Annotated in this window: 16 protein-coding genes; 6 read left to right on the top strand and 10 right to left on the bottom strand. The window is 65.1% G+C overall.

The annotated features are described in order from the left end of the window. Positions 1 to 2: 2 nt before the first annotated feature. Together ACY3GB_RS21045 and ACY3GB_RS21040 are read right to left on the bottom strand one after the other, a co-directional pair. Positions 3 to 1,481: an EscC/YscC/HrcC family type III secretion system outer membrane ring protein gene (locus ACY3GB_RS21045; protein WP_463090446.1), complete on the bottom strand. Its 1,479-nt coding sequence runs from the start codon at positions 1,479 to 1,481 to the stop codon at positions 3 to 5. Beyond that, positions 1,478 to 1,879, bottom strand: coding sequence for a hypothetical protein (locus ACY3GB_RS21040; protein ID WP_463090445.1), 402 nt, complete (start codon positions 1,877 to 1,879; stop codon positions 1,478 to 1,480). Before ACY3GB_RS21040 ends, ACY3GB_RS21045 begins: the two co-directional genes overlap by 4 nt. A gap of 273 nt (positions 1,880 to 2,152) precedes the next feature. Here ACY3GB_RS21040 and ACY3GB_RS21035 point away from each other — a divergent pair, with 273 nt between their 5' ends. Next, the gene (locus ACY3GB_RS21035; protein ID WP_463090444.1) at positions 2,153 to 2,791 is read left to right on the top strand and encodes a two component system response regulator; all 639 of its coding nucleotides are present in this window, start codon (positions 2,153 to 2,155) and stop codon (positions 2,789 to 2,791) included. 3 nt (positions 2,792 to 2,794) lie between these two features. On the opposite strand, the gene ACY3GB_RS21030 is transcribed toward ACY3GB_RS21035, so the two are convergent. The 6 genes from ACY3GB_RS21030 to sctR are packed head-to-tail and all read right to left on the bottom strand — an operon-like array spanning position 2,795 to position 9,000. Then, the gene (locus ACY3GB_RS21030; protein WP_463090443.1) at positions 2,795 to 5,536 is read right to left on the bottom strand and encodes a two component system sensor kinase; all 2,742 of its coding nucleotides are present in this window, start codon (positions 5,534 to 5,536) and stop codon (positions 2,795 to 2,797) included. An 11-nt stretch (positions 5,537 to 5,547) separates the two neighbouring features. Then, the gene (locus ACY3GB_RS21025; RefSeq protein ID WP_463090442.1) at positions 5,548 to 6,246 is read right to left on the bottom strand and encodes a lytic transglycosylase domain-containing protein; all 699 of its coding nucleotides are present in this window, start codon (positions 6,244 to 6,246) and stop codon (positions 5,548 to 5,550) included. Further along, complete coding sequence (locus tag ACY3GB_RS21020; protein WP_463090441.1) at positions 6,230 to 7,294, bottom strand: EscU/YscU/HrcU family type III secretion system export apparatus switch protein; 1,065 nt, start codon at positions 7,292 to 7,294, stop codon at positions 6,230 to 6,232. The genes ACY3GB_RS21025 and ACY3GB_RS21020 overlap by 17 nt, the downstream gene beginning before the upstream one ends. Further along, positions 7,291 to 8,070, bottom strand: a complete 780-nt coding sequence (gene sctT / locus ACY3GB_RS21015) for a type III secretion system export apparatus subunit SctT (protein ID WP_463090440.1) — start codon at positions 8,068 to 8,070, stop codon at positions 7,291 to 7,293. Before sctT ends, ACY3GB_RS21020 begins: the two co-directional genes overlap by 4 nt. A gap of 2 nt (positions 8,071 to 8,072) precedes the next feature. Then, positions 8,073 to 8,342 carry a type III secretion system export apparatus subunit SctS gene (gene sctS / locus ACY3GB_RS21010; protein ID WP_231153623.1) on the bottom strand — a complete coding sequence of 90 codons (270 nt, stop codon included), beginning with the start codon at positions 8,340 to 8,342 and terminating at the stop codon, positions 8,073 to 8,075. Positions 8,343 to 8,352: 10 nt separating this feature from the next. Then, positions 8,353 to 9,000 (bottom strand): type III secretion system export apparatus subunit SctR, encoded by a 648-nt coding sequence (gene sctR / locus ACY3GB_RS21005; RefSeq protein WP_463090439.1) that lies wholly within the window; start codon positions 8,998 to 9,000, stop codon positions 8,353 to 8,355. Positions 9,001 to 9,248: 248 nt separating this feature from the next. Here sctR and ACY3GB_RS21000 point away from each other — a divergent pair, with 248 nt between their 5' ends. Next, entirely contained in the window at positions 9,249 to 9,689 is a 441-nt protein-coding gene (locus ACY3GB_RS21000; protein ID WP_463090438.1) for a type III secretion system chaperone, read from the top strand. A 14-nt stretch (positions 9,690 to 9,703) separates the two neighbouring features. After that, positions 9,704 to 10,819: a hypothetical protein gene (locus tag ACY3GB_RS20995; protein ID WP_463090437.1), complete on the top strand. Its 1,116-nt coding sequence runs from the start codon at positions 9,704 to 9,706 to the stop codon at positions 10,817 to 10,819. 418 nt (positions 10,820 to 11,237) lie between these two features. Here ACY3GB_RS20995 and ACY3GB_RS20990 read toward each other — a convergent pair whose 3' ends face one another. Both ACY3GB_RS20990 and ACY3GB_RS20985 read right to left on the bottom strand, forming a co-directional pair. Further along, positions 11,238 to 12,479: a cytotoxic necrotizing factor Rho-activating domain-containing protein gene (locus ACY3GB_RS20990; protein WP_463090436.1), complete on the bottom strand. Its 1,242-nt coding sequence runs from the start codon at positions 12,477 to 12,479 to the stop codon at positions 11,238 to 11,240. A gap of 170 nt (positions 12,480 to 12,649) precedes the next feature. Further along, complete coding sequence (locus tag ACY3GB_RS20985) at positions 12,650 to 12,907, bottom strand: CesT family type III secretion system chaperone (RefSeq protein WP_463090435.1); 258 nt, start codon at positions 12,905 to 12,907, stop codon at positions 12,650 to 12,652. A gap of 281 nt (positions 12,908 to 13,188) precedes the next feature. Between ACY3GB_RS20985 and ACY3GB_RS20980 the strand changes: the two genes are divergently transcribed. The 3 genes from ACY3GB_RS20980 to ACY3GB_RS20970 all read left to right on the top strand — a co-directional run. Next, a complete protein-coding gene (locus tag ACY3GB_RS20980; protein ID WP_463090434.1) occupies positions 13,189 to 13,566 on the top strand; it encodes a hypothetical protein in 378 nt (125 codons plus the stop codon). Beyond that, complete coding sequence (locus ACY3GB_RS20975; RefSeq protein WP_463090433.1) at positions 13,553 to 15,613, top strand: EscV/YscV/HrcV family type III secretion system export apparatus protein; 2,061 nt, start codon at positions 13,553 to 13,555, stop codon at positions 15,611 to 15,613. Before ACY3GB_RS20980 ends, ACY3GB_RS20975 begins: the two co-directional genes overlap by 14 nt. Next, positions 15,600 to 16,786 (top strand): FliI/YscN family ATPase (locus ACY3GB_RS20970; RefSeq protein ID WP_463090432.1); only part of this gene is annotated, 1,187 nt, incomplete at its 3' end. The genes ACY3GB_RS20975 and ACY3GB_RS20970, both read left to right, overlap by 14 nt.

The following is a 16,786-nucleotide window of genomic DNA, read 5'->3' as shown; positions in this document are numbered from 1 at the left end:
CCCTATAGCTGCCGCGGCTCGGCCTTGATCAGGAACAGACGCACCACATTGCGCTCGCTCTTGGTCGTGCTGCGGAACAGGCCGCCGATCAGCGGCAGATCGCCCAGCAATGGAATCTTGCGCACGCCCTCCACGCTTTCGTCCTGGACAAAGCCGCCCAGCAGCAGCGCCTGGCCCAGATTGAGCCTGGCCTGGGTGGCGATCTCGGCGTTCTGCACCTGCGGCAGCGATTCGGCGCGGCTGATCGGCTTGTCCTGGCGGCCATCCTGGATGTTGAGGGTGAGCAGAACCTTGTCGCCGTCGGTTTCGTGGATCAGCCGCGGCGTGACGCGCATCAGCGCTCCGGCCGTCACCGACTCCAGCTTGGCGTTCTTCTCGCTCACCAGCTTGGTGTAGAAAGTGACGCTGCGGTCCAGCACCGCCTGCACATTGTCCAGCGTCACCACCGACGGGCGGGAGACGATCTTGGCCTTGGACTTCTGTTCCAGCGCGGAGAGCCGCAGCATGAAGTTGCCGGAGTTGGACACCAGCGACGAGAAGCTGTCGGATGCCAGGCCGCCATCGCTGTTGAAGCTGACCGTGCCGCCGCCGATGCGGGCCGATCCGGACCAGTCGATGCCCAGCTCGTTGATGTCGGCGGCGTCCACATCGATGATGGCCACCGATATCTCGATCAGGCCCGGGCGGCGGTCCAGCTTGGGAATCAGGTCGGCGTACAGCGGCATGTTCTTCTTTCGGTCGCGGACCAGCACCGCGTTCTGCCGCGTGTCGGCGGAAAACATCGGCAGCCCGCTGGCGTCGGCGGGCGCCGGCGTCTTGTTGTCGGGCAGCGGCAGCGCCCTGCCCTGCGCCATCTCGCGCAGCACCGACACCACGCCGGGCACCACCACGTTCTGGCTGCGGTAGGCGTAGCTGCTGTCCCCGGCGTTGGCGTACTTGAGCGGATAGATGGCGATGGTTTCCTTGTTCTGCTCCTGGTTGAGATTCTGCTCGTCCAGCTGCTTGGCCAATGCCGCCACCCGGGTCAGGCACACCGGCACGCCGTTGACCTGCAGCGCGTTGGCGCCGCCCACCTGGCGCAGCCGGCAGGCGGCGCCGTCCAGCAGGCGGCTCTGGCGGATCAGCCCCTCCAGTTCCGTCCCGCTCAGATAGGCCGGCGTCAGCAGCGCCTGGTCCATCTCCTGCGCCTTGTAAACGTACAGCGTGTTGCCGTCGTAATACGGCAGCAGCTGATACAGCCGCGACAGCTCGGACAGCGCCTTGCCGCGCGGGCTGTCGCTCAGCTCCCCGGCATAGGCCTCGGTAATCCTGGGGCTGACCACCACCGGCAAGCGGTAGTTGGCGCCCATGTCCTTCAGCACCGAGGCCAGCGGCGTATTGCGGCTGGAAACGAAAAAGGGCGGTCCGCGCCAGGGAATGGGTTGGGCCGCGGCGGCGCAGGAGGCCAGCGCGCCGGCCATCAGCAAGGGCAGGCATTTCATGCGTATCTCCCGGCAATCGGCAAAACAAGGGGGGGAGCGCGGTCACGCCCGGCCAGCAGCGCCGCCAGTGCCAGTTGTTGCTTGAGCAGCAGGTCGAACTCCACCTCGGTCAGCCGTTCGGGAAAACGGCGCAGCAGCCACAGGCGGTCGTCGGCCAGGTATAGGGCGTCGTCGCAGGCCTCAGGGGTGGAGGCCAGCAGCAGGCAGGCTTCCGGCGCTTGCGATACGGGCCGATCCAGGGTCAGCGCCACGGTCAGCCCCGCGTCGAAGCTGCGCGCGCGCGCATGGCGCTCGCCCAGCATGCCGGTGGCGACCGACCCGGCGGCGGACCAGCGCGGCTGTGCCAGGCGCGCGGCCAAACTGCGCAATGCGGAATGGGGATCGAGTGCTTTTTTCATGCCCCCATGCTGCCAACAGGCGCTATCGTGAAATATCCGGCCTACACCTGAATTTCACGCCGCGCCGCTCCACGCCGCCTCCCGGCGGGGGCGACGGCGGCGGCATGCCGCGCAAGAGAAACGATGGCTTGATGGCTCACGGATATAAACCTAATTGGGCATGTCAAAGAACTTATTAATGACTATGATTTGCCCCATAGGCTTATTGTGAATTCTGCTGCCGCAGAGAAAATTTCAATTAAAATTAACACTTTATTTACAAGGCCTAGCCAGATGAGTTCACTCCCCCTGCGCGTCCTTATCGTTGAAGACCACTCGCTGCTGATAGACGGCATCCGCTCTTTGCTGGCGGACCGGCCGCGTTACGAGGTTGTCGGGGCCGTATCCGACGGGCTGGCCGCCTACGAAGCCTGTCAACAGCTCAATCCGGATTTGGTGCTGCTGGATCTGGGCTTGCCAGGCATGGACGGCATCGATGTGATTCACCAGTTGCGCCGGCGTTGGCCGGCGCTGCGCGTGGTCGTATTCACCGCGTCGAACGAGGAGCACCGCGGCCGCGCCGCGCTGACCGCGGGCGCGCTGGCCTATGTGCTCAAACAGAGCCCGCAGCAAGTGCTGCTGGCCGCGCTGCAGCACGCGGCGCTGGACAAAACCTATATCGACCCCGCCCTCAAGCTGGAAACGCTGGACACCACCGAGCGCACCCTGGGGGAGACGCCGCTGACGCTGCGCGAGCGCCAGGTGCTGAAACTGGTGGCCGAAGGCCGCCGCAACCGCGACATCGCCGAGCTGCTGTCCATCAGCCTGAAAACGGTGGAGACGCATCGCCTCAACCTGATGCGCAAGCTGGACGCGCACAACGCCGCGGAGCTGAGCAACTGGGCCCGGCGGCTGGGCGTGCTGGAGTTCTGAGCCCTACAACACGCTGTCTATCAATCTTCCCAGCGCCTGCCACGCGTCTTTGCGCAATCCGGCCCCCTGCTGCAGCTGCGCCTCCCAGTGCTCCACCGCCTCGCACACCAGATGCAGCCCGGCCTGGCCCGCCAGCCCCTTGAGCGCATGCAGCAGATCCAGGCTGGCCGCCTGATCCTGCGCCGCCACGGCCTCGCCCAGGCGCAGATAGCGCTGGCGCAAATCCTGCTCCAGCCGCCGCAGGAAATCCGGGTCCCGCGCCAGGATGGGCTGGTCGCAGCCAGCGTTGGGCTCCAGCTCCATGCCGCGCGTCAGCTGCAGATCGGCGACGAAGTCCAGCACATGCGCCAGCATGGCCGGCGTCACCGGCTTGGTCAGATATTCGTTGAAGCCGGCGGCCAGCAAACGCTCCCGCTCCCCCGGCTGGGCATTGGCGGTGAGCGCCACGATGGGGCAATCCGGGTCCAGCATGCCGTTGGCTTCCTCGCGCCACAGCGCCGTCGTCTGCCCGCCTGACAGGCCGGGCATGCGCATGTCCATCAGCACCACGTCGAAAACATGCGAGCGCCCCAGCGCCAGCGCGTCCTCGCCGCTGGACGCCTCCATGGTGTGGTGGCCCTGCAGGCGCAGCATGCGCCCGACAATGTCGCGGTTGGTGTCCACGTCATCCACCACCAGCACCTGCAGCGACCAGACCGAGACCGGCACGTCGCCGTCGTCCACCCGCGAGCCCGGCGTTCCGTCAGGGTCCAGCCACTGGCGCAGCCGCGCCGGCAGATACGCCAGCTCCGGCGCCTCCAGCGCCGCGTTGGCGCCCGCTTCCGGCCGATAGCCCCAGGCGCGCAACTGCTCATGCAGGCGCTCCGGGGCGACGATGGGGCCAAGGTCCGGCACCATGTCGGCGCACACCTCGCCCAGCGGCAGCTCCAGCTGGAAGCAGGCGCCGCGGCTGGCCGGCGTCAGATACAGGTCTCCGCCCAGCAAGCGCGCGAGGCTGCGGGCGATCGGCAAGCCCAGGCCGCTGCCGGAAACATGGTTGTCCAGCTGATGGAAGGCGGAAAACACCTCGGCCCGCTTTTCTTCCGGGATGCCCGGCCCGGTGTCGTGGACGCTGAAATACACCCGCCCCTCCATGCTCCAGGCGCGCAGGACGACGCCGCCGCTCGAGGTGAACTTGACGGCGTTGCCCAACAGATTGATCAGGATCTGGCGCAGGCGCAGGCCATCGGTATGCAACCGCCGCGGAAAGCTGGTCGCCGCCTCGGTCTGCAGCGACAGCCCCTTCTCCAGCGCCTGCAGCTGCACGGTGAGCATGGCCTGGTCTATCAGTTCCAGCGGGTCCAGCAAGGCGGGCGTCACCACCATCTGCCCGGACTCGATCCGCGAGAAATCCAGCAAATTGTTGATGATCTCCAGCAGATGGCCGGAGCACTTCAGCGCGGTGTCCACCAGATCGTGCTGGCTGGCGGTGCCGCCGGTGCGGTTGAGCAGCATCAGCGCACCCACGATGCCGTTCAGCGGCGTGCGGATTTCATGGCTGATGCTGGTGAGCTGCTCGCTCTTGTTGGCGCTGGCGCGCTCGGCCCGGTACCGGGCCTCCTCCAGCGCCGTCGTGCGCTCGGCCACCTTGGCCTCCAGCTCGGCGTACTGCGCCTGCACCACGTCCAGCAGGCGGTTGTAGGCGCAGGCGATCTGCCCCAGCTCGTCCTCGCCCGCTTCCGGCAGGCGCTGCTGCGCGCTGACATCCGCCTGGGGACTGATGGTGCGGACGAAGTGGCTGAGCGTCCGGCCCAGGCTGCGCTGCAGCACCGCGTACAGCAGGCCGACCAGGGACACCAGCACCAGCAGCGCCATGGGCAAGTGCCGGGGCAGCGCCGCCAAGGCCCTGTCGGTCAGCACGTCCGCCGGATAGAGCAGCACCATGCGCCAACCCGGCGGCTCCACATTGGTGCAGATGGCGCGCACGCCCTCCACCCGCCGCGAATACGGCACCACGCAATCCGGAAGCGCAGCCGGCAAGCCGGGAGGCGTCCACGGCGGCAGCGGGGTCAGCGCCCGTCCCGCGCCATCCAGCCAGGCCAGCCAGCCTTCGTGCAGCACATCCAGCTTGTCCAGGCCGAAATTCATCGACAGTTGCACCGTGATGCCTATCAGGTCGTTGCTGGCGGCGTCCTGGGCGGCCACCACCATGCACCACTTGCCGCTGTACGACTGATAGGGGCGGCCCCAGAGCACGCCGTCGCGCACCGGCTGGCCGCGCAGGCTGCGCAGCTGGGACAAATGCCGCTGGCTTTCGATTTGATGCTTGGGGCCGTTGGCGCTGGACAGCACGATGCCCTTGTCCATCACCACGAAGGTATTGACCAGATTGCCCAGGCCACCGCTGCCGAAAGCCTCGACGAAGGCCAGCGCCCGCTCGACGCGCGGCGGCGCGTCCCGGTTCTTCTCGTCGAAAGGGATGTAGTAGGCGCTCAGGTAGCTGCCGCTGCCCACGCTCTCCGACAAGCCGCGCCAGCTGCTGAGCAGGGTGCGCACGTCGCGCGACACGCCTTGCAGCTCGGCGCTCTCCTGCGCGGCCCGGTTGGCGGTTTGCGCCTCCAGCCGCTCCACCAGCTCGCGGCGCGTGTCCTGATAGTCCAGAAACAGGGTCACGCCGGTGCCCAGCAGCCAGAACAGCGCGATGGCGCCGCTGAGAACCAGGGACAGGCGAAACGGCAGCGAGGCGCGCCAGGGCAGATTGGGCATGCTGATCCTAATCAAAGTCGGGCCGCCGGAGGCCGCGGGGAGCCGCCGGTAAAAAGCCGCCAGAATTGTTCCATGTCGCCAATGCCGCCCGCGGCGCGGCGCGGCCGGCGCGGCGCGGGCACGGCCGCGGCATCCGCCGCCGGCGCCGCGCCCGCCTCGCCCTTCAGGCCGGCGTAATGGGCCATGACCTTGCGGACATAGTCCCGGGTTTCGGCATAGGGGGGGATGGCGTTGCCGTAGCGCGCCACCGCGCCCTCTCCCGCATTGTAAGCCGCCAGCGCCAAGTCCAGGCGGCCGCCGAAACGATTCATCAGCCAGTCCAGATAGGCGGCGCCGGCCTGCAGATTGGCGCGGGGATCGTACAGCGCCGTCTGGCCGAAACGCGCCGCCGTGGCAGGCATCAGCTGCATCAGACCCACCGCTCCCTTGCCCGACACCGCCTCCGGCCGGTAGGCGGACTCCACCTGCACCACGGCGTGGATCAGCATCGGGTCCAGCGCATGCTGGCGCGCCACGTCGTCGATCAGCGGCCGATAGCGCTGGGCGGAAGACGGCAGCGGCTTGGCAGCGGCGGATGCAGGCTCAGCCCGAACCGCCGGCGCAACCACCGACGGCGCGGCTTCGGCCGGCACCGCGTACCATTGCAGCGCCTCCGCGCCGGCCGGCGCGCAAAGCAGCGGCCACAGCAGGACGCTATACAGTGGCTTCATCGTCGTCCTCCTCTTGCAAACGGTCGCGGATCAGGCTCAACACCTGCGCCACGGCGGCGAACAACGGCTCGGGAATGTAGTCGCCGGGCCGGGTGGACGCCACCAGCGCGCGCGCCAGCGGCACGTTCTCCACCACCGGAATGCCCTGCGCCTCGGCCAGCGCCACGATGCGCCGCGCCAACTCGTCCCGGCCATACTCCAGCACCTGGGGCAGCGGCGTGTCGTCGGCCTCGTAGCGCAGGCAGACGGCGATATGGGTGGGGTTGCGCACCACCACCGAGGATTTGGCCACCTTGCCGGCCAGGCTGCCGCTCTGCACCTCGCGGTGCAGCTCGCGCCGGCGCTGCTTGACCTCCGGGCTGCCCTCGGAATTCTTGAACTCCTGCTTGATGTCCTCGCGCGACATCATCAGCTGCTTGCGCAGCTGGTGGTGCTGCATCGCGTAATCCGCTACCGCGAACACCGCGGTGAAGGCCAGCAGCACCGCCCACATCCACTGCGCCATCTGCACGCACACCATCAGCCCGGCCTCCAGCCCGGCTTGCGGCAGATGGGCGAACGACGCGGCGTAGCGCTTGATCAGATAGGTGAAGGTCAGCCCCAGCACGCCGACCTTGAGCAGCATCTTGCCCAGCTCGAACAGCGTGCGTGCCGACACCATCTGCTTGACGTTGGACAAGGGGTTGATGCGCTCGCCCGACGGCATCAGCGCCTTGGGCGCGAACAAAAAGCCCGACTGGATCAGCCCGACCAGCAGCAAGGCCACCGTCAGCAATCCGGCCAGACCGAAAACGAAGCGCAGCATCAGCGCGGCCGTTTCACCGACCAGCTGCGCCAGCGCCGCCTGCAGCGGCAGATTCGACACCGCCACCGCCGACGCCATCAGCCCGCCCAAGCCCCGCAGCAGCGCCGGCCCTTCCGCCACCAGCCACAGCAGGATCAGCCCCAGCTGCGCCACCGCGGCGATTTCCTGGCTCTTGGCCACCTGCCCTTCTTCGCGGGCGTCGCGTATCCGCTTGGCGGTGGGTTGCTCGGTCTTCTCGCTCACCGTCCCGGCTCCAGCACGCGCGCCAGGCCGCCGTCGAAGCCTTCAAAGCTGGCAATGACGTCGGACAGGCCGAATTGCAGGCCGATGATCAGCATCAGCAAGGCCACCAGGCTCTTGATCGGCATCGACAGCGAAAACACGTTCAATTGCTGCACCGAGCGGTTGATCAGGCCCAGCGCCAGATCCACCAGCACCATCATCACCAGCGCCGGCATGGCGAAACCCAGCCCCAGCGTGTACAGCAGCTGCCACTGCCGCTGCAGCAAGGGGACGAACTGGCTGGACCAGTGCCAGCCCATGCCCGGCGGCAAGTGCTGGTAGGAGGCGTACAGCGCCGACAGGAAGGCATGAAAGCCGCCCAGCGCCATGAACAGCACCGCCGCCAATTGCGAAAACAAGGCGCCCATCGGCGACGACTGTCCGCCGATCAGCGGATTGAGCACGCCGGCCATCGACGCGCCGCGCAGCGTGTCCAGCGCGAAGCCGGCCATGTCCACCGCCCAGAACGGGATGGCGGCGGAAAACCCCAGCAACAGGCCGACGGCGAGCTCGCTCGCCAACAGCAGCGCATAGGCGGCCGGCGCCTGGATCGGGTCCGGCAACGCCAGCTGCGCCAACAGCGGCAGCGCCGGCAAGGTGGCCATCAGCGCCAGCGCGTTGCGGATCAGCGCGCTGCCCAGCATCGAAGGGCTGAACAGCGGCAACAGCAGCATCGCCCCCAGCGGGCGCATCATCGCCGCGCCCAGCAACGGCCACCAGGGATTGAGCGAGTCCATGCTCAGCTTCCCATGCGCGAGATCAGATCGAAGCTGCGCTCGGCGTAGCGCAACAGCGCCTGGCCCATCCAGTGGTGGGTCAGGGCCAAGGTGATGCAGGCCGCCACCAGCTTGATCAGAAACGACACGGTCTGGTCCTGCACCTGCGTCAGCGCCTGCACCAGGCCGACCAGCACGCCGACCACCGACGCGACCACCACCACCGGCAGCGACAGCATCAGCACCAGCCACAGCAACTCGCTGGCCAACTGAACGATCTGGGCTTGTCCCATGCCACTCTCCTCAACGGTAGGACAGCAGCAGCTGGCCCAGCAGCCGGTCCCAGCCGCCCACCAGCACGAACACCAGCAGCTTGAACGGCATCGATATCGTCATCGGCGACACCATCATCATCCCCATCGCCAGCAAGACGTTGGAGACGATGAGGTCGATGGCGATGAAGGGCAGGAACAGCAGCAGGCCGATCTTGAACGCCTCGATCAGCTGGCTGACGGCGAAGGCCGGCATCAGCAGCAGCAGCGAATCGTCGCTCACTCGCGCGCGGACGGCTTCGGGCCAACTCTTGCGCGCCGTGTCGCGGAAAAAGCGCAGCTGCGCCGGCGCCGCGTGTTTTTTCAAAAACTGGCAGTACGGGTCCAGGGTGTCGTCAGACAGCCGCGCAAGCAGGCTGGCCTGCGGCTGGGCCGGCGAAACCGCCAGCTTGTCCTGCACCGCCATCCCCACCGGCGTCATGATGAACAAGGACAAGATCAGCGCCAGGCCGTAGAGCGCGATGTTGGGCGGAATCTGCTGGATGCCCAGCGCGTTGCGCAGCAGGGAAAACACCACCGCCAACTTGAGAAACGACGTGCCCATCACCACCAGCAGCGGCAGCAGCGATAGCGTCGCCAGCAAGGTGATCAGTTGAACCGGTTGGTCTGTGAGTGCCATGGTTGCGCTCCCGAGGAATCATGGCGCCCATTGTCTGCCCGGACCGTCCCTTCCCCCATCAGGCCAACACCTGAACCCGGCGGCCAGGCATCTGCCCGATGAACGCCGCCCCACCGCACACCCTGGCATTTCCCAGCGTCCGCCTGTCTGGTCGTTTTGCCAAAGATCGCCACTTTTTGCCAAAGCAGCGCGTCGCCGGACCTTTCACCATTGCCCTAGCCTGTCCAACCCATTTTTAAGAGCACGCCATGCAAACCCAACATCTGCTTGAGCAATTCGCCGCCGGCATCGGCATTCCGGGCGCCCGCTTCGATCATGATGGGCTATGCCAGCTGACCGTCGATTGCGACTTTGACGTCGCGATCCGCCAGGACAGCGACGATACCCTGACATTGATCGGCGTCGTCGCTCGCGACTTGCCTCGTGATCTTTCCCCTGCCATTCAAACCGAGCTGTTGGCTGACGCGCTCAACCCGCTGAAACGGCAGGCACCCGGCCTGGGCATCGAAGCCCAGACCCGCAGCCTGCTTCTTTACTGGACCCTGGAAGTCGCGCGCAGCGACCTGGCAGACTTCCATGACCGCTTTTCATTGCTGATCGAATCCATGCGCGACTGGCGAATGCGCCTGAGCCGGCACGGCGACGATCAGCCGCAGCCGCAGCCATCGCCCCACCACAATCTGGCCTGACAAGGAGACACCTCATGGAAGCCAAACTCTCCATTAAAATCGGCGGCCTGGGAGAAGTTAGCCACGCCGCGCAATTTCCCGGCTTTGAGAAAATTGGCCGCATGGACATCAATGGCCAAACCTATAAGATCGAATACCACGGCGAACAAGCCAGCGCGCAACGCGATGCGAATCTCGGCGTCGGCTCCCGCCTGAAAGAATTCATCGTCTCCGCCGGAGAAGATGCCAGCCTGTTTTCTCACCGTGCGAGCCGTCTTGCCCAAGCCCTCCCGTTCAAGGCCGAACTGCCCAAACCCGGCAGCGGCGAACCCATTCGCTGCGCGCTATACGGCGGCACGCATATTCGCGGGCAAATGAGTGAAAAGCTCACGCAACTGCAAGTCACTCAGGACGTCAAGCTCGAAACCATAGACGAGTACAACAGCGCGCTCGGAATCGCCTGGCCCCTCACTGCGGAGAGCTATTTCGACGCTCTGGACCGTATGGAAAACGGTACGCTTGCCGCCAACATCGATCCGGACAAGCTGGAGGCATTCGCCAAAGGCTATCCAGGCAACGCCCCTGAGGACCAGAAAATACAATGGCAACGCGATCGCTTGGCCGGCTGGACAGATTTTCTGCGCGACCACAGCGGCAAGTTGGATATTTTCAGCAAGCAGCAAGGCAAAAGCAATTCTGAAATCCATGCTTTTCTCGCCAAGAACACGCCGCCGGCTTATCTGGAGGCACTACAAGATCCTCGCACGAAAAAAAACGGCGAAGGCGACTTCACCACTTTCGCCAACCGGCTGGGACAACTCTCCGCGCTCCCGCGTCCCGAGCAAGGGCAGTTTCTCCAGGATCGCTTCACGCCCTTTGAACAGGACATCGTCGAGAAAGCGCTCAACACCGCCTTCTTCCGGCAGACCAGCAAACTGGGGCTGGAATACTTCCAGTCCTCAGGCGCCAAAATCGCCTTCGCATGGCAGGACTTCTCCGGAAAAGAGATGACGGATAGCGAGCTGCAGCGCAAGCCCTGGAAAACCGGCCAGACCCGGAGCGCCGACTTCAACGAACCCATCACCCTCTCGGAAATGCGCCACGTCGCGCGTCACCCCGAGCTGGACGTCACCCGCTTCAAACTAGCCTGACCATCCTTTCGCCTCATGCCCGGCCGTTATCATGCCGGGCATTTTCCGTCCTCGTCCGGCGCTGAAGCCTTCATCGCGCCGCCCCCCCGAACAGACCTCAGGTCTCGATTCCTCGCCCCTCCGCGCTGCAGCAAGATCAGGCCAACCCGGCACGCGGCAGGCATTTCGATAACGACGAAGCTGAATCCGTTAAAAAATACATGATAGGCAACTACAACAAAGACCATCCCCATCGTCATTAAGGGAAAAGCCTGCGCATCTTGAAATGCACAGGCTTTCATTCAATCAAGAATCCATTCACAACCGTTCCTTACACTTCAGCGCGCCATCCGATATACCCCGAAAGAAGCCTCTCCCTCACCGGGTTACCGGGTCCGGGAGGGCGCGTCCATGCCATCAACAGGGCCAGTCAAAACTGTCACCGCCCAGATACCCATCTTGTCGTCCGGCAATCCAGAGACTGAATATCGCTGCCCTGCAAGCCGATACTCATATCATCATTCAGGGTTTCAAAGCTGAGCACGCCATCCTTTTTCATCAGCAGTGCCGCGGAGTTTCCTACACGGACAGCGCCGCCTGCATCACGACCGTTGTAGTTAAAACTTACAACTCGACTGCCATTATTTTTGACAATGGAATCCGGCCTGTCATCATGACCGCAATAGCCCATGACCGCATAATCAAAACTGCCTTGCAGAAAATCAAGCAAGGCCTGATTGCCAAACACTCCGGCAGGAGCCTGGCCTCCGGCAAACTGAGCGTGTGTTTCCATGATGGAACGGGCGCCATCGGTGCAGGTGGTCCAGCCATCATCTTCCCTGGTTGCTTTCCCGGCATGATACGCATAAAAATGACCGTCCTTGATGCCATACACCATGGTGCAGCCAGACAGCGCCCCGCCGTTGATCAGCAGCGGGATATTTTCAGGAATATCGTCAAAATTTATCCTGATACCCAGCGTTCCCTTATCCCCATTATCCACCCCAATGATCTTCAAATCAGGCCCGAACGCATGCTTGTTGAAATAATTGCCATAGGGCGTGCCAGGCAGTTGCTCATCCGCCTTTGCATGCGCACCATCATAGACATACAATCCCTTTGGCCGGTCTTCACTCCGCAAAGGAAACTCGCTGCCGCCTGTCATATTGACATTCTTGTCATGCATGATGAAATCAAACTTGACCGGCAGCGTATCCAGCAATGATGAAGGGGCAACGATGCCGCAGCCCTGCAACGGCCGAATGCACCCATCCAGCACTTGTCTTTTATCAGAATCAAACCGTTCAGCTTCAGCAGGCGTGCAGGTATTCACAACATGGTTGAAGCGGGGATCATTTTTGAATTTATCCCCTGCATGGATATCCGCTGCAACGAAGCTTGCTGACACGTCTCTCCTTCTCGCCTGGACAAGCAGGTCCGCCAGTAGAGGAAATGACTTTTCTGCCATATCGCCGCCCATATTTTCCGCCAGGAAATCCTTAGCCTGACGCACCTGATTTGGATGAAGCAAAAAATCAATGCCCGTATAAACGACCAGATCGCCATTCTTATGCAAGCCGATATGCGCCTCCCCCAACTTGGCGCCATCCTTTCCCTTCAGCGCATTCAGGCTGGGAAAATTGGCATTGAATACATTCAAACCCGTTTCAAAAACACTCATACGACACACCTCCCTCCATCTCCCGCATCAAATACGGGAATTTACAGACAAGCCTGAATGCAGCAATGGCTTCACACTATCCAGCAGGGCATCGAAAGCCGAAACCACGATAGGTAGATCACATTTATTCCCAGGCAAAATCAGGTGCAGACAAAGGCAATTTTTTTCATTCAGGGACGCACCAGAGTCGTCATCTGGTTATGCCGCAAGGCTTGCAGCAGCAATGCGCATTCTTGGGCCGAGACGCATTCGCCCAGCTCCGCCAGCAAAAACCACCGTTCGCCATCCACGCAGCCAAAATGAACGAGAAAACGCTGTTCCAGCGTCAAAGTCATCACTTCTTGATCTTCCAGCATGACATGTCCCTGAAAGCCGATATGCGCCATCAAGGCCATGGCGCAGCCATGAAATCCGGACAAATCTTTCATATCATCCTTAATTTGTTTTCAAAACTCTCTGGCAAGAAGGCCCCGCTCGCGGCGGCAAGACCCGAAGAGGGGGACAGATGGCAATTCGAATTCTTGCATTGATGAAGTGAGGATCAACTCAGGCAAACACCTTAAGACCCGCGCAGCCGACCCCTGATCCGGCGTTGCGCTTCCTTGCCGCGCCGCCTGGATGGAAGCCAAGGCTCGACCTCAGGTATTCACCCGATATTCCCCCACCGGCCCCTGCCGCAAGATGCGGCCATAGCAAAGGGGAAGCCGTCATGGATCTGCAATGGCAAAGACAAACCGAGCTCTGGCTGCGCCTGATGGGCGAGAGCGCCATCCCGGCCGCGCTGCGGCTGTCGCTGCGCCAGGGGCAGGACATGTTCTATCTGGAATCGCTGGACGGGCGGGCACTGCTGTCGCTGGCGCGTCCGCTGCCGGAGGCCAGGCGCCGCCCCGCCTTGCTGCGCCTGCTGGCGCTGCTGCAGCCGGAGGCCGGCGACGGCGTTCCGCTGCGCGCCTGGCTCGCGCGCGGCTGCCTGTGGCTGGCCGCGACCATGCCGCGGGACAGCGGCGCCGAACAATGGGCCCGGATGTCCCGCCAGCAGCGCCGGCTGCTGGACCGCGTCGCGGAGGGCAGCCATGAAGCTCAATAACTGGCTGCAAGGCCTGCAGGCGCGCCAGGACGTAGTGCTGGCCGCCATGCTGCTGCTGGCCATCTTCATGATGATCGTGCCGCTGCCCACGCTGCTGGTGGACGTGCTGATCGCCATCAATCTGGCGTTGTCCATCACGCTGCTGATGATGGCGGTGTACATCCGCGAGCCGATGGAATTTTCGGCCTTTCCCTCGGTGCTGCTGATCACCACCCTGTACCGCCTGGCGCTCACCATCAGCACCAGCCGGCTGATCCTGCTGCAGCACGACGCCGGCGAGCTGGTCTACACCTTCGGCAACTTCGCCGTCGGCGGCAATCTGGCGGTGGGTCTGATCGTGTTCGCCATCATCACCATCGTCCAGTTCATCGTCATCACCAAGGGCTCGGAACGCGTGGCCGAAGTCAGCGCGCGCTTCTCGCTGGACGCGATGCCCGGCAAGCAGATGAGCATAGACGGCGACATGCGCGCCGGCATCATAGACGCCGGCCAGGCGCGGCAGCAGCGGCTCCTGGTGCAGAAGGAAAGCCAGCTCTACGGCGCGATGGACGGCGCGATGAAGTTCGTCAAGGGCGACGCCATCGCCTCCATCATCGTCATCCTGGTCAACATCTTCGGCGGCATCGCCGTCGGCGTGTTCATGCATGAAATGAGCGCCGGCGAAGCCGCCGCCACCTACGCCATCCTGTCGGTGGGCGATGGCCTGGTGGCCCAGATTCCGGCGCTCTTGATCTCCATCGCCGCCGGCATCATCGTCACCCGCGTGCCGGGAGAAACCCGCCGCAACCTGGCGCAGGAGCTGTCCTCGCAACTGATGCGCCAGCACCAGGCCTTGTGGATCGTGGCGGCGGTGCTGGCGCTGTTCGCCTGTCTGCCCGGCTTCCCCGCGCTGGTATTTCTGCCGATGGCCGCCATGGTGGCCGCCGGCACCGCCTGGGTGACCCGGCGGGCCAAGACCAGCGAGACGGCTGGCGGCTTCGGCAGCGACGCCGGCAGCGGCGGCCAGGACGCCGGCGACGCCGCCGCGCCGCCGCCGGTCGGCGCCATTCCGCTGCTGCTGCGCGTTCATCCCGAGCTTGGCCGCGACGCTGCCCTGGCGCGGGCGCTGGCCGAGCTGCGCCAACAGAAGCTGGAGCAGCTGGGCCTGCCGCTGCCGGACATCTTGCTGCAAGTGGACGCCAGCCTGCCGCCGCGCCATCTGTCCTTCCTGCTCTACCAGGAAGCGGTGCTGGAACTGGAACTGCGCCCGCTGCCGCTGCTGGATGCCGCCAGCGCGCCCGTGCCCCAGGCCGCCGCGCGCGACGCCCTGCCCTTCGGCGGCCTCACCCTGCAATGGGTGGCGCCGGAACAGGCCGCCGGCCTGGCCAAGCTGGGTCTGACGGTTCACCGCGACCACGAACGCGTCGTCCACTTGGTATCGCTGGCGCTGGACCGCTACGCCGCCGAGCTGATCGGCGTGCAGGAGGCGCGCTACCTGATGGACCAGATGGAGCAGCGCTACGGCGAGCTGGTGAAAGAGCTGCAGCGCCAGCTGCCGGTGGGCCGCATCGCCGACGTGCTGCAGCGGCTGGTGGCCGAGGGCGTGTCCATCCGCGACCTGCGCGCGGTATTCGAGGCCCTGGTGGAATGGGCTCCCCGCGAGAAAGACCCGGTAATGCTCACCGAATACGCCCGGCTGGCGCTGCGCCGCCACATCGTCGGCCGCCAGCGCCGCGGCCAGCCCTGGATCAGCGCCTGGGTCATCGGCGGCCACATCGAGCAAACCATACGCGAATCCATCCGCCAGACCTCGGCCGGCTCCTACTCGGCGCTGGGGCCGGAAGAGAACCAGGCCATCGTCGGCGAAATCCGTTCCGCGCTGGAGCAAAGCGGCGTCGGCGGCGCCGCGCTAGTCACCGCGATCGACGTGCGGCGCTTCGTGCGCAAGCTGATCGAGCGCGATCTGTTCTCCGTGCCGGTGCTGTCGTTCCAGGAGCTGGGCGACGAGGCCGAGCTGAAGATCCTGGGCCACGTCGAACTGATAGGAGAAGGCCATGCGCCTGCCTGACTACTACGCCATCCTGGACGCCATCGAGCCTCCTCCCCCGCCCGCAGGCGGCGATTGCCGCCTGGAAGGACGCCTGTCCGAAGTCGGCGCCACCCTGCTGCGCGCCCATCTGCCGGGCGCCGGACTGGGCGAGCTGTGCTCGCTGCCCGGCGGCGCCCCGGCCGAAGTGGTGGGGCTGGACGGCGACGAGGCGCTGCTCTCTCCCTACCGCGAACCGCTGGGCCTGTCTTGCGGCATGCTGGTCCAACCCAGCGGACGCCGCGCCGACATCGGCGTCGGCGACGCGCTGCGGGGCCGGGTGCTGGACGCGCTGGGCCGGCCGGCGGACGGCCTGCCGCCGCCGCGGGTAGAAACACGGCGCGACATCGACGCCGAGCCTCCCGATCCCATGCAGCGCCAGGCGATAGACACCATCCTCCCCACCGGCGTGCGCGCCATCGACGCCACCCTCACCGTCGGCGTCGGCCAGCGCCTGGGCATCTTCGCCCCAGCCGGCTGCGGCAAGAGCACCTTGCTGGGCATGCTTTGCGCCGGCAGCGAAGCCGACATCGTCGTGCTGGCCCTGATCGGCGAGCGCGGCCGCGAAGTGCGCGAATTTCTCGACCATGTGCTCAGCGCGGAAGCGCGGGCCAAGAGCGTGGTGGTGGTCGCCACTTCCGACCGCCCGGCGCTGGAGCGCATCAAGGCGGCCGCCACCGCCACCGCCATCGCCGAACACTTCCGCGACCGCGGCCAGCGCGTGCTGCTGCTGGTGGACTCCCTCACCCGCTACGCCCGCGCCGTGCGCGAGGTGGCGCTGGCCGCCGGGGAGCCTATCGTGGGCGGCGGCTATCCGCCCAGCCTGTACGCCAGGCTGCCGCGGCTGCTGGAGCGGGCCGGTCCGGCCGCCCGCGGCAGCATCACCGCCTTTTACACCGTGCTGATGGAAGACAAGGCCGACCCGCTGGCGGAAGAGGTGCGCTCGCTGCTGGACGGCCACATCGTGCTGTCGCGCAAGCTCGCGGAGTCCAACCACTTCCCGGCGATCGACGTGCTCGCCAGCGTCAGCCGCGTCATGCACCAGATTTGCGCCGGGCCCCACCGCGCCGCCGCCGCCAGGCTGCGCCAGCTGCTGGCCGCCTGGCGGGAAATCGAGCTATTGGTCCGGGTGGGGGAATACCGGCCGGGCCAGGA

This window comes from Chromobacterium sp. Ag138, from assembly GCF_055181315.1.
The sequence above is the reverse complement of the archived record's forward strand: the minus strand, read 5'-3'. Positions and strand labels throughout refer to the sequence as shown.

Excerpts from the sequence above, each read along its gene's own strand:
- ACY3GB_RS21045 (WP_463090446.1), bottom strand. The coding sequence starts at position 1,481 with ATGAAATGCCTGCCCTTGCTGATGGCCGGCGCGCTGGCCTCCTGCGCC.
- ACY3GB_RS21040 (WP_463090445.1), bottom strand. The coding sequence starts at position 1,879 with ATGAAAAAAGCACTCGATCCCCATTCCGCATTGCGCAGTTTGGCCGCG.
- ACY3GB_RS21035 (WP_463090444.1), top strand. The coding sequence starts at position 2,153 with ATGAGTTCACTCCCCCTGCGCGTCCTTATCGTTGAAGACCACTCGCTG.
- ACY3GB_RS21030 (WP_463090443.1), bottom strand. The coding sequence starts at position 5,536 with ATGCCCAATCTGCCCTGGCGCGCCTCGCTGCCGTTTCGCCTGTCCCTG.
- ACY3GB_RS21025 (WP_463090442.1), bottom strand. The coding sequence starts at position 6,246 with ATGAAGCCACTGTATAGCGTCCTGCTGTGGCCGCTGCTTTGCGCGCCG.
- sctT (WP_463090440.1), bottom strand. The coding sequence starts at position 8,070 with ATGGACTCGCTCAATCCCTGGTGGCCGTTGCTGGGCGCGGCGATGATG.
- sctS (WP_231153623.1), bottom strand. The coding sequence starts at position 8,342 with ATGGGACAAGCCCAGATCGTTCAGTTGGCCAGCGAGTTGCTGTGGCTG.
- sctR (WP_463090439.1), bottom strand. The coding sequence starts at position 9,000 with ATGGCACTCACAGACCAACCGGTTCAACTGATCACCTTGCTGGCGACG.
- ACY3GB_RS21000 (WP_463090438.1), top strand. The coding sequence starts at position 9,249 with ATGCAAACCCAACATCTGCTTGAGCAATTCGCCGCCGGCATCGGCATT.
- ACY3GB_RS20995 (WP_463090437.1), top strand. The coding sequence starts at position 9,704 with ATGGAAGCCAAACTCTCCATTAAAATCGGCGGCCTGGGAGAAGTTAGC.
- ACY3GB_RS20990 (WP_463090436.1), bottom strand. The coding sequence starts at position 12,479 with ATGAGTGTTTTTGAAACGGGTTTGAATGTATTCAATGCCAATTTTCCC.
- ACY3GB_RS20985 (WP_463090435.1), bottom strand. The coding sequence starts at position 12,907 with ATGAAAGATTTGTCCGGATTTCATGGCTGCGCCATGGCCTTGATGGCG.
- ACY3GB_RS20980 (WP_463090434.1), top strand. The coding sequence starts at position 13,189 with ATGGATCTGCAATGGCAAAGACAAACCGAGCTCTGGCTGCGCCTGATG.
- ACY3GB_RS20975 (WP_463090433.1), top strand. The coding sequence starts at position 13,553 with ATGAAGCTCAATAACTGGCTGCAAGGCCTGCAGGCGCGCCAGGACGTA.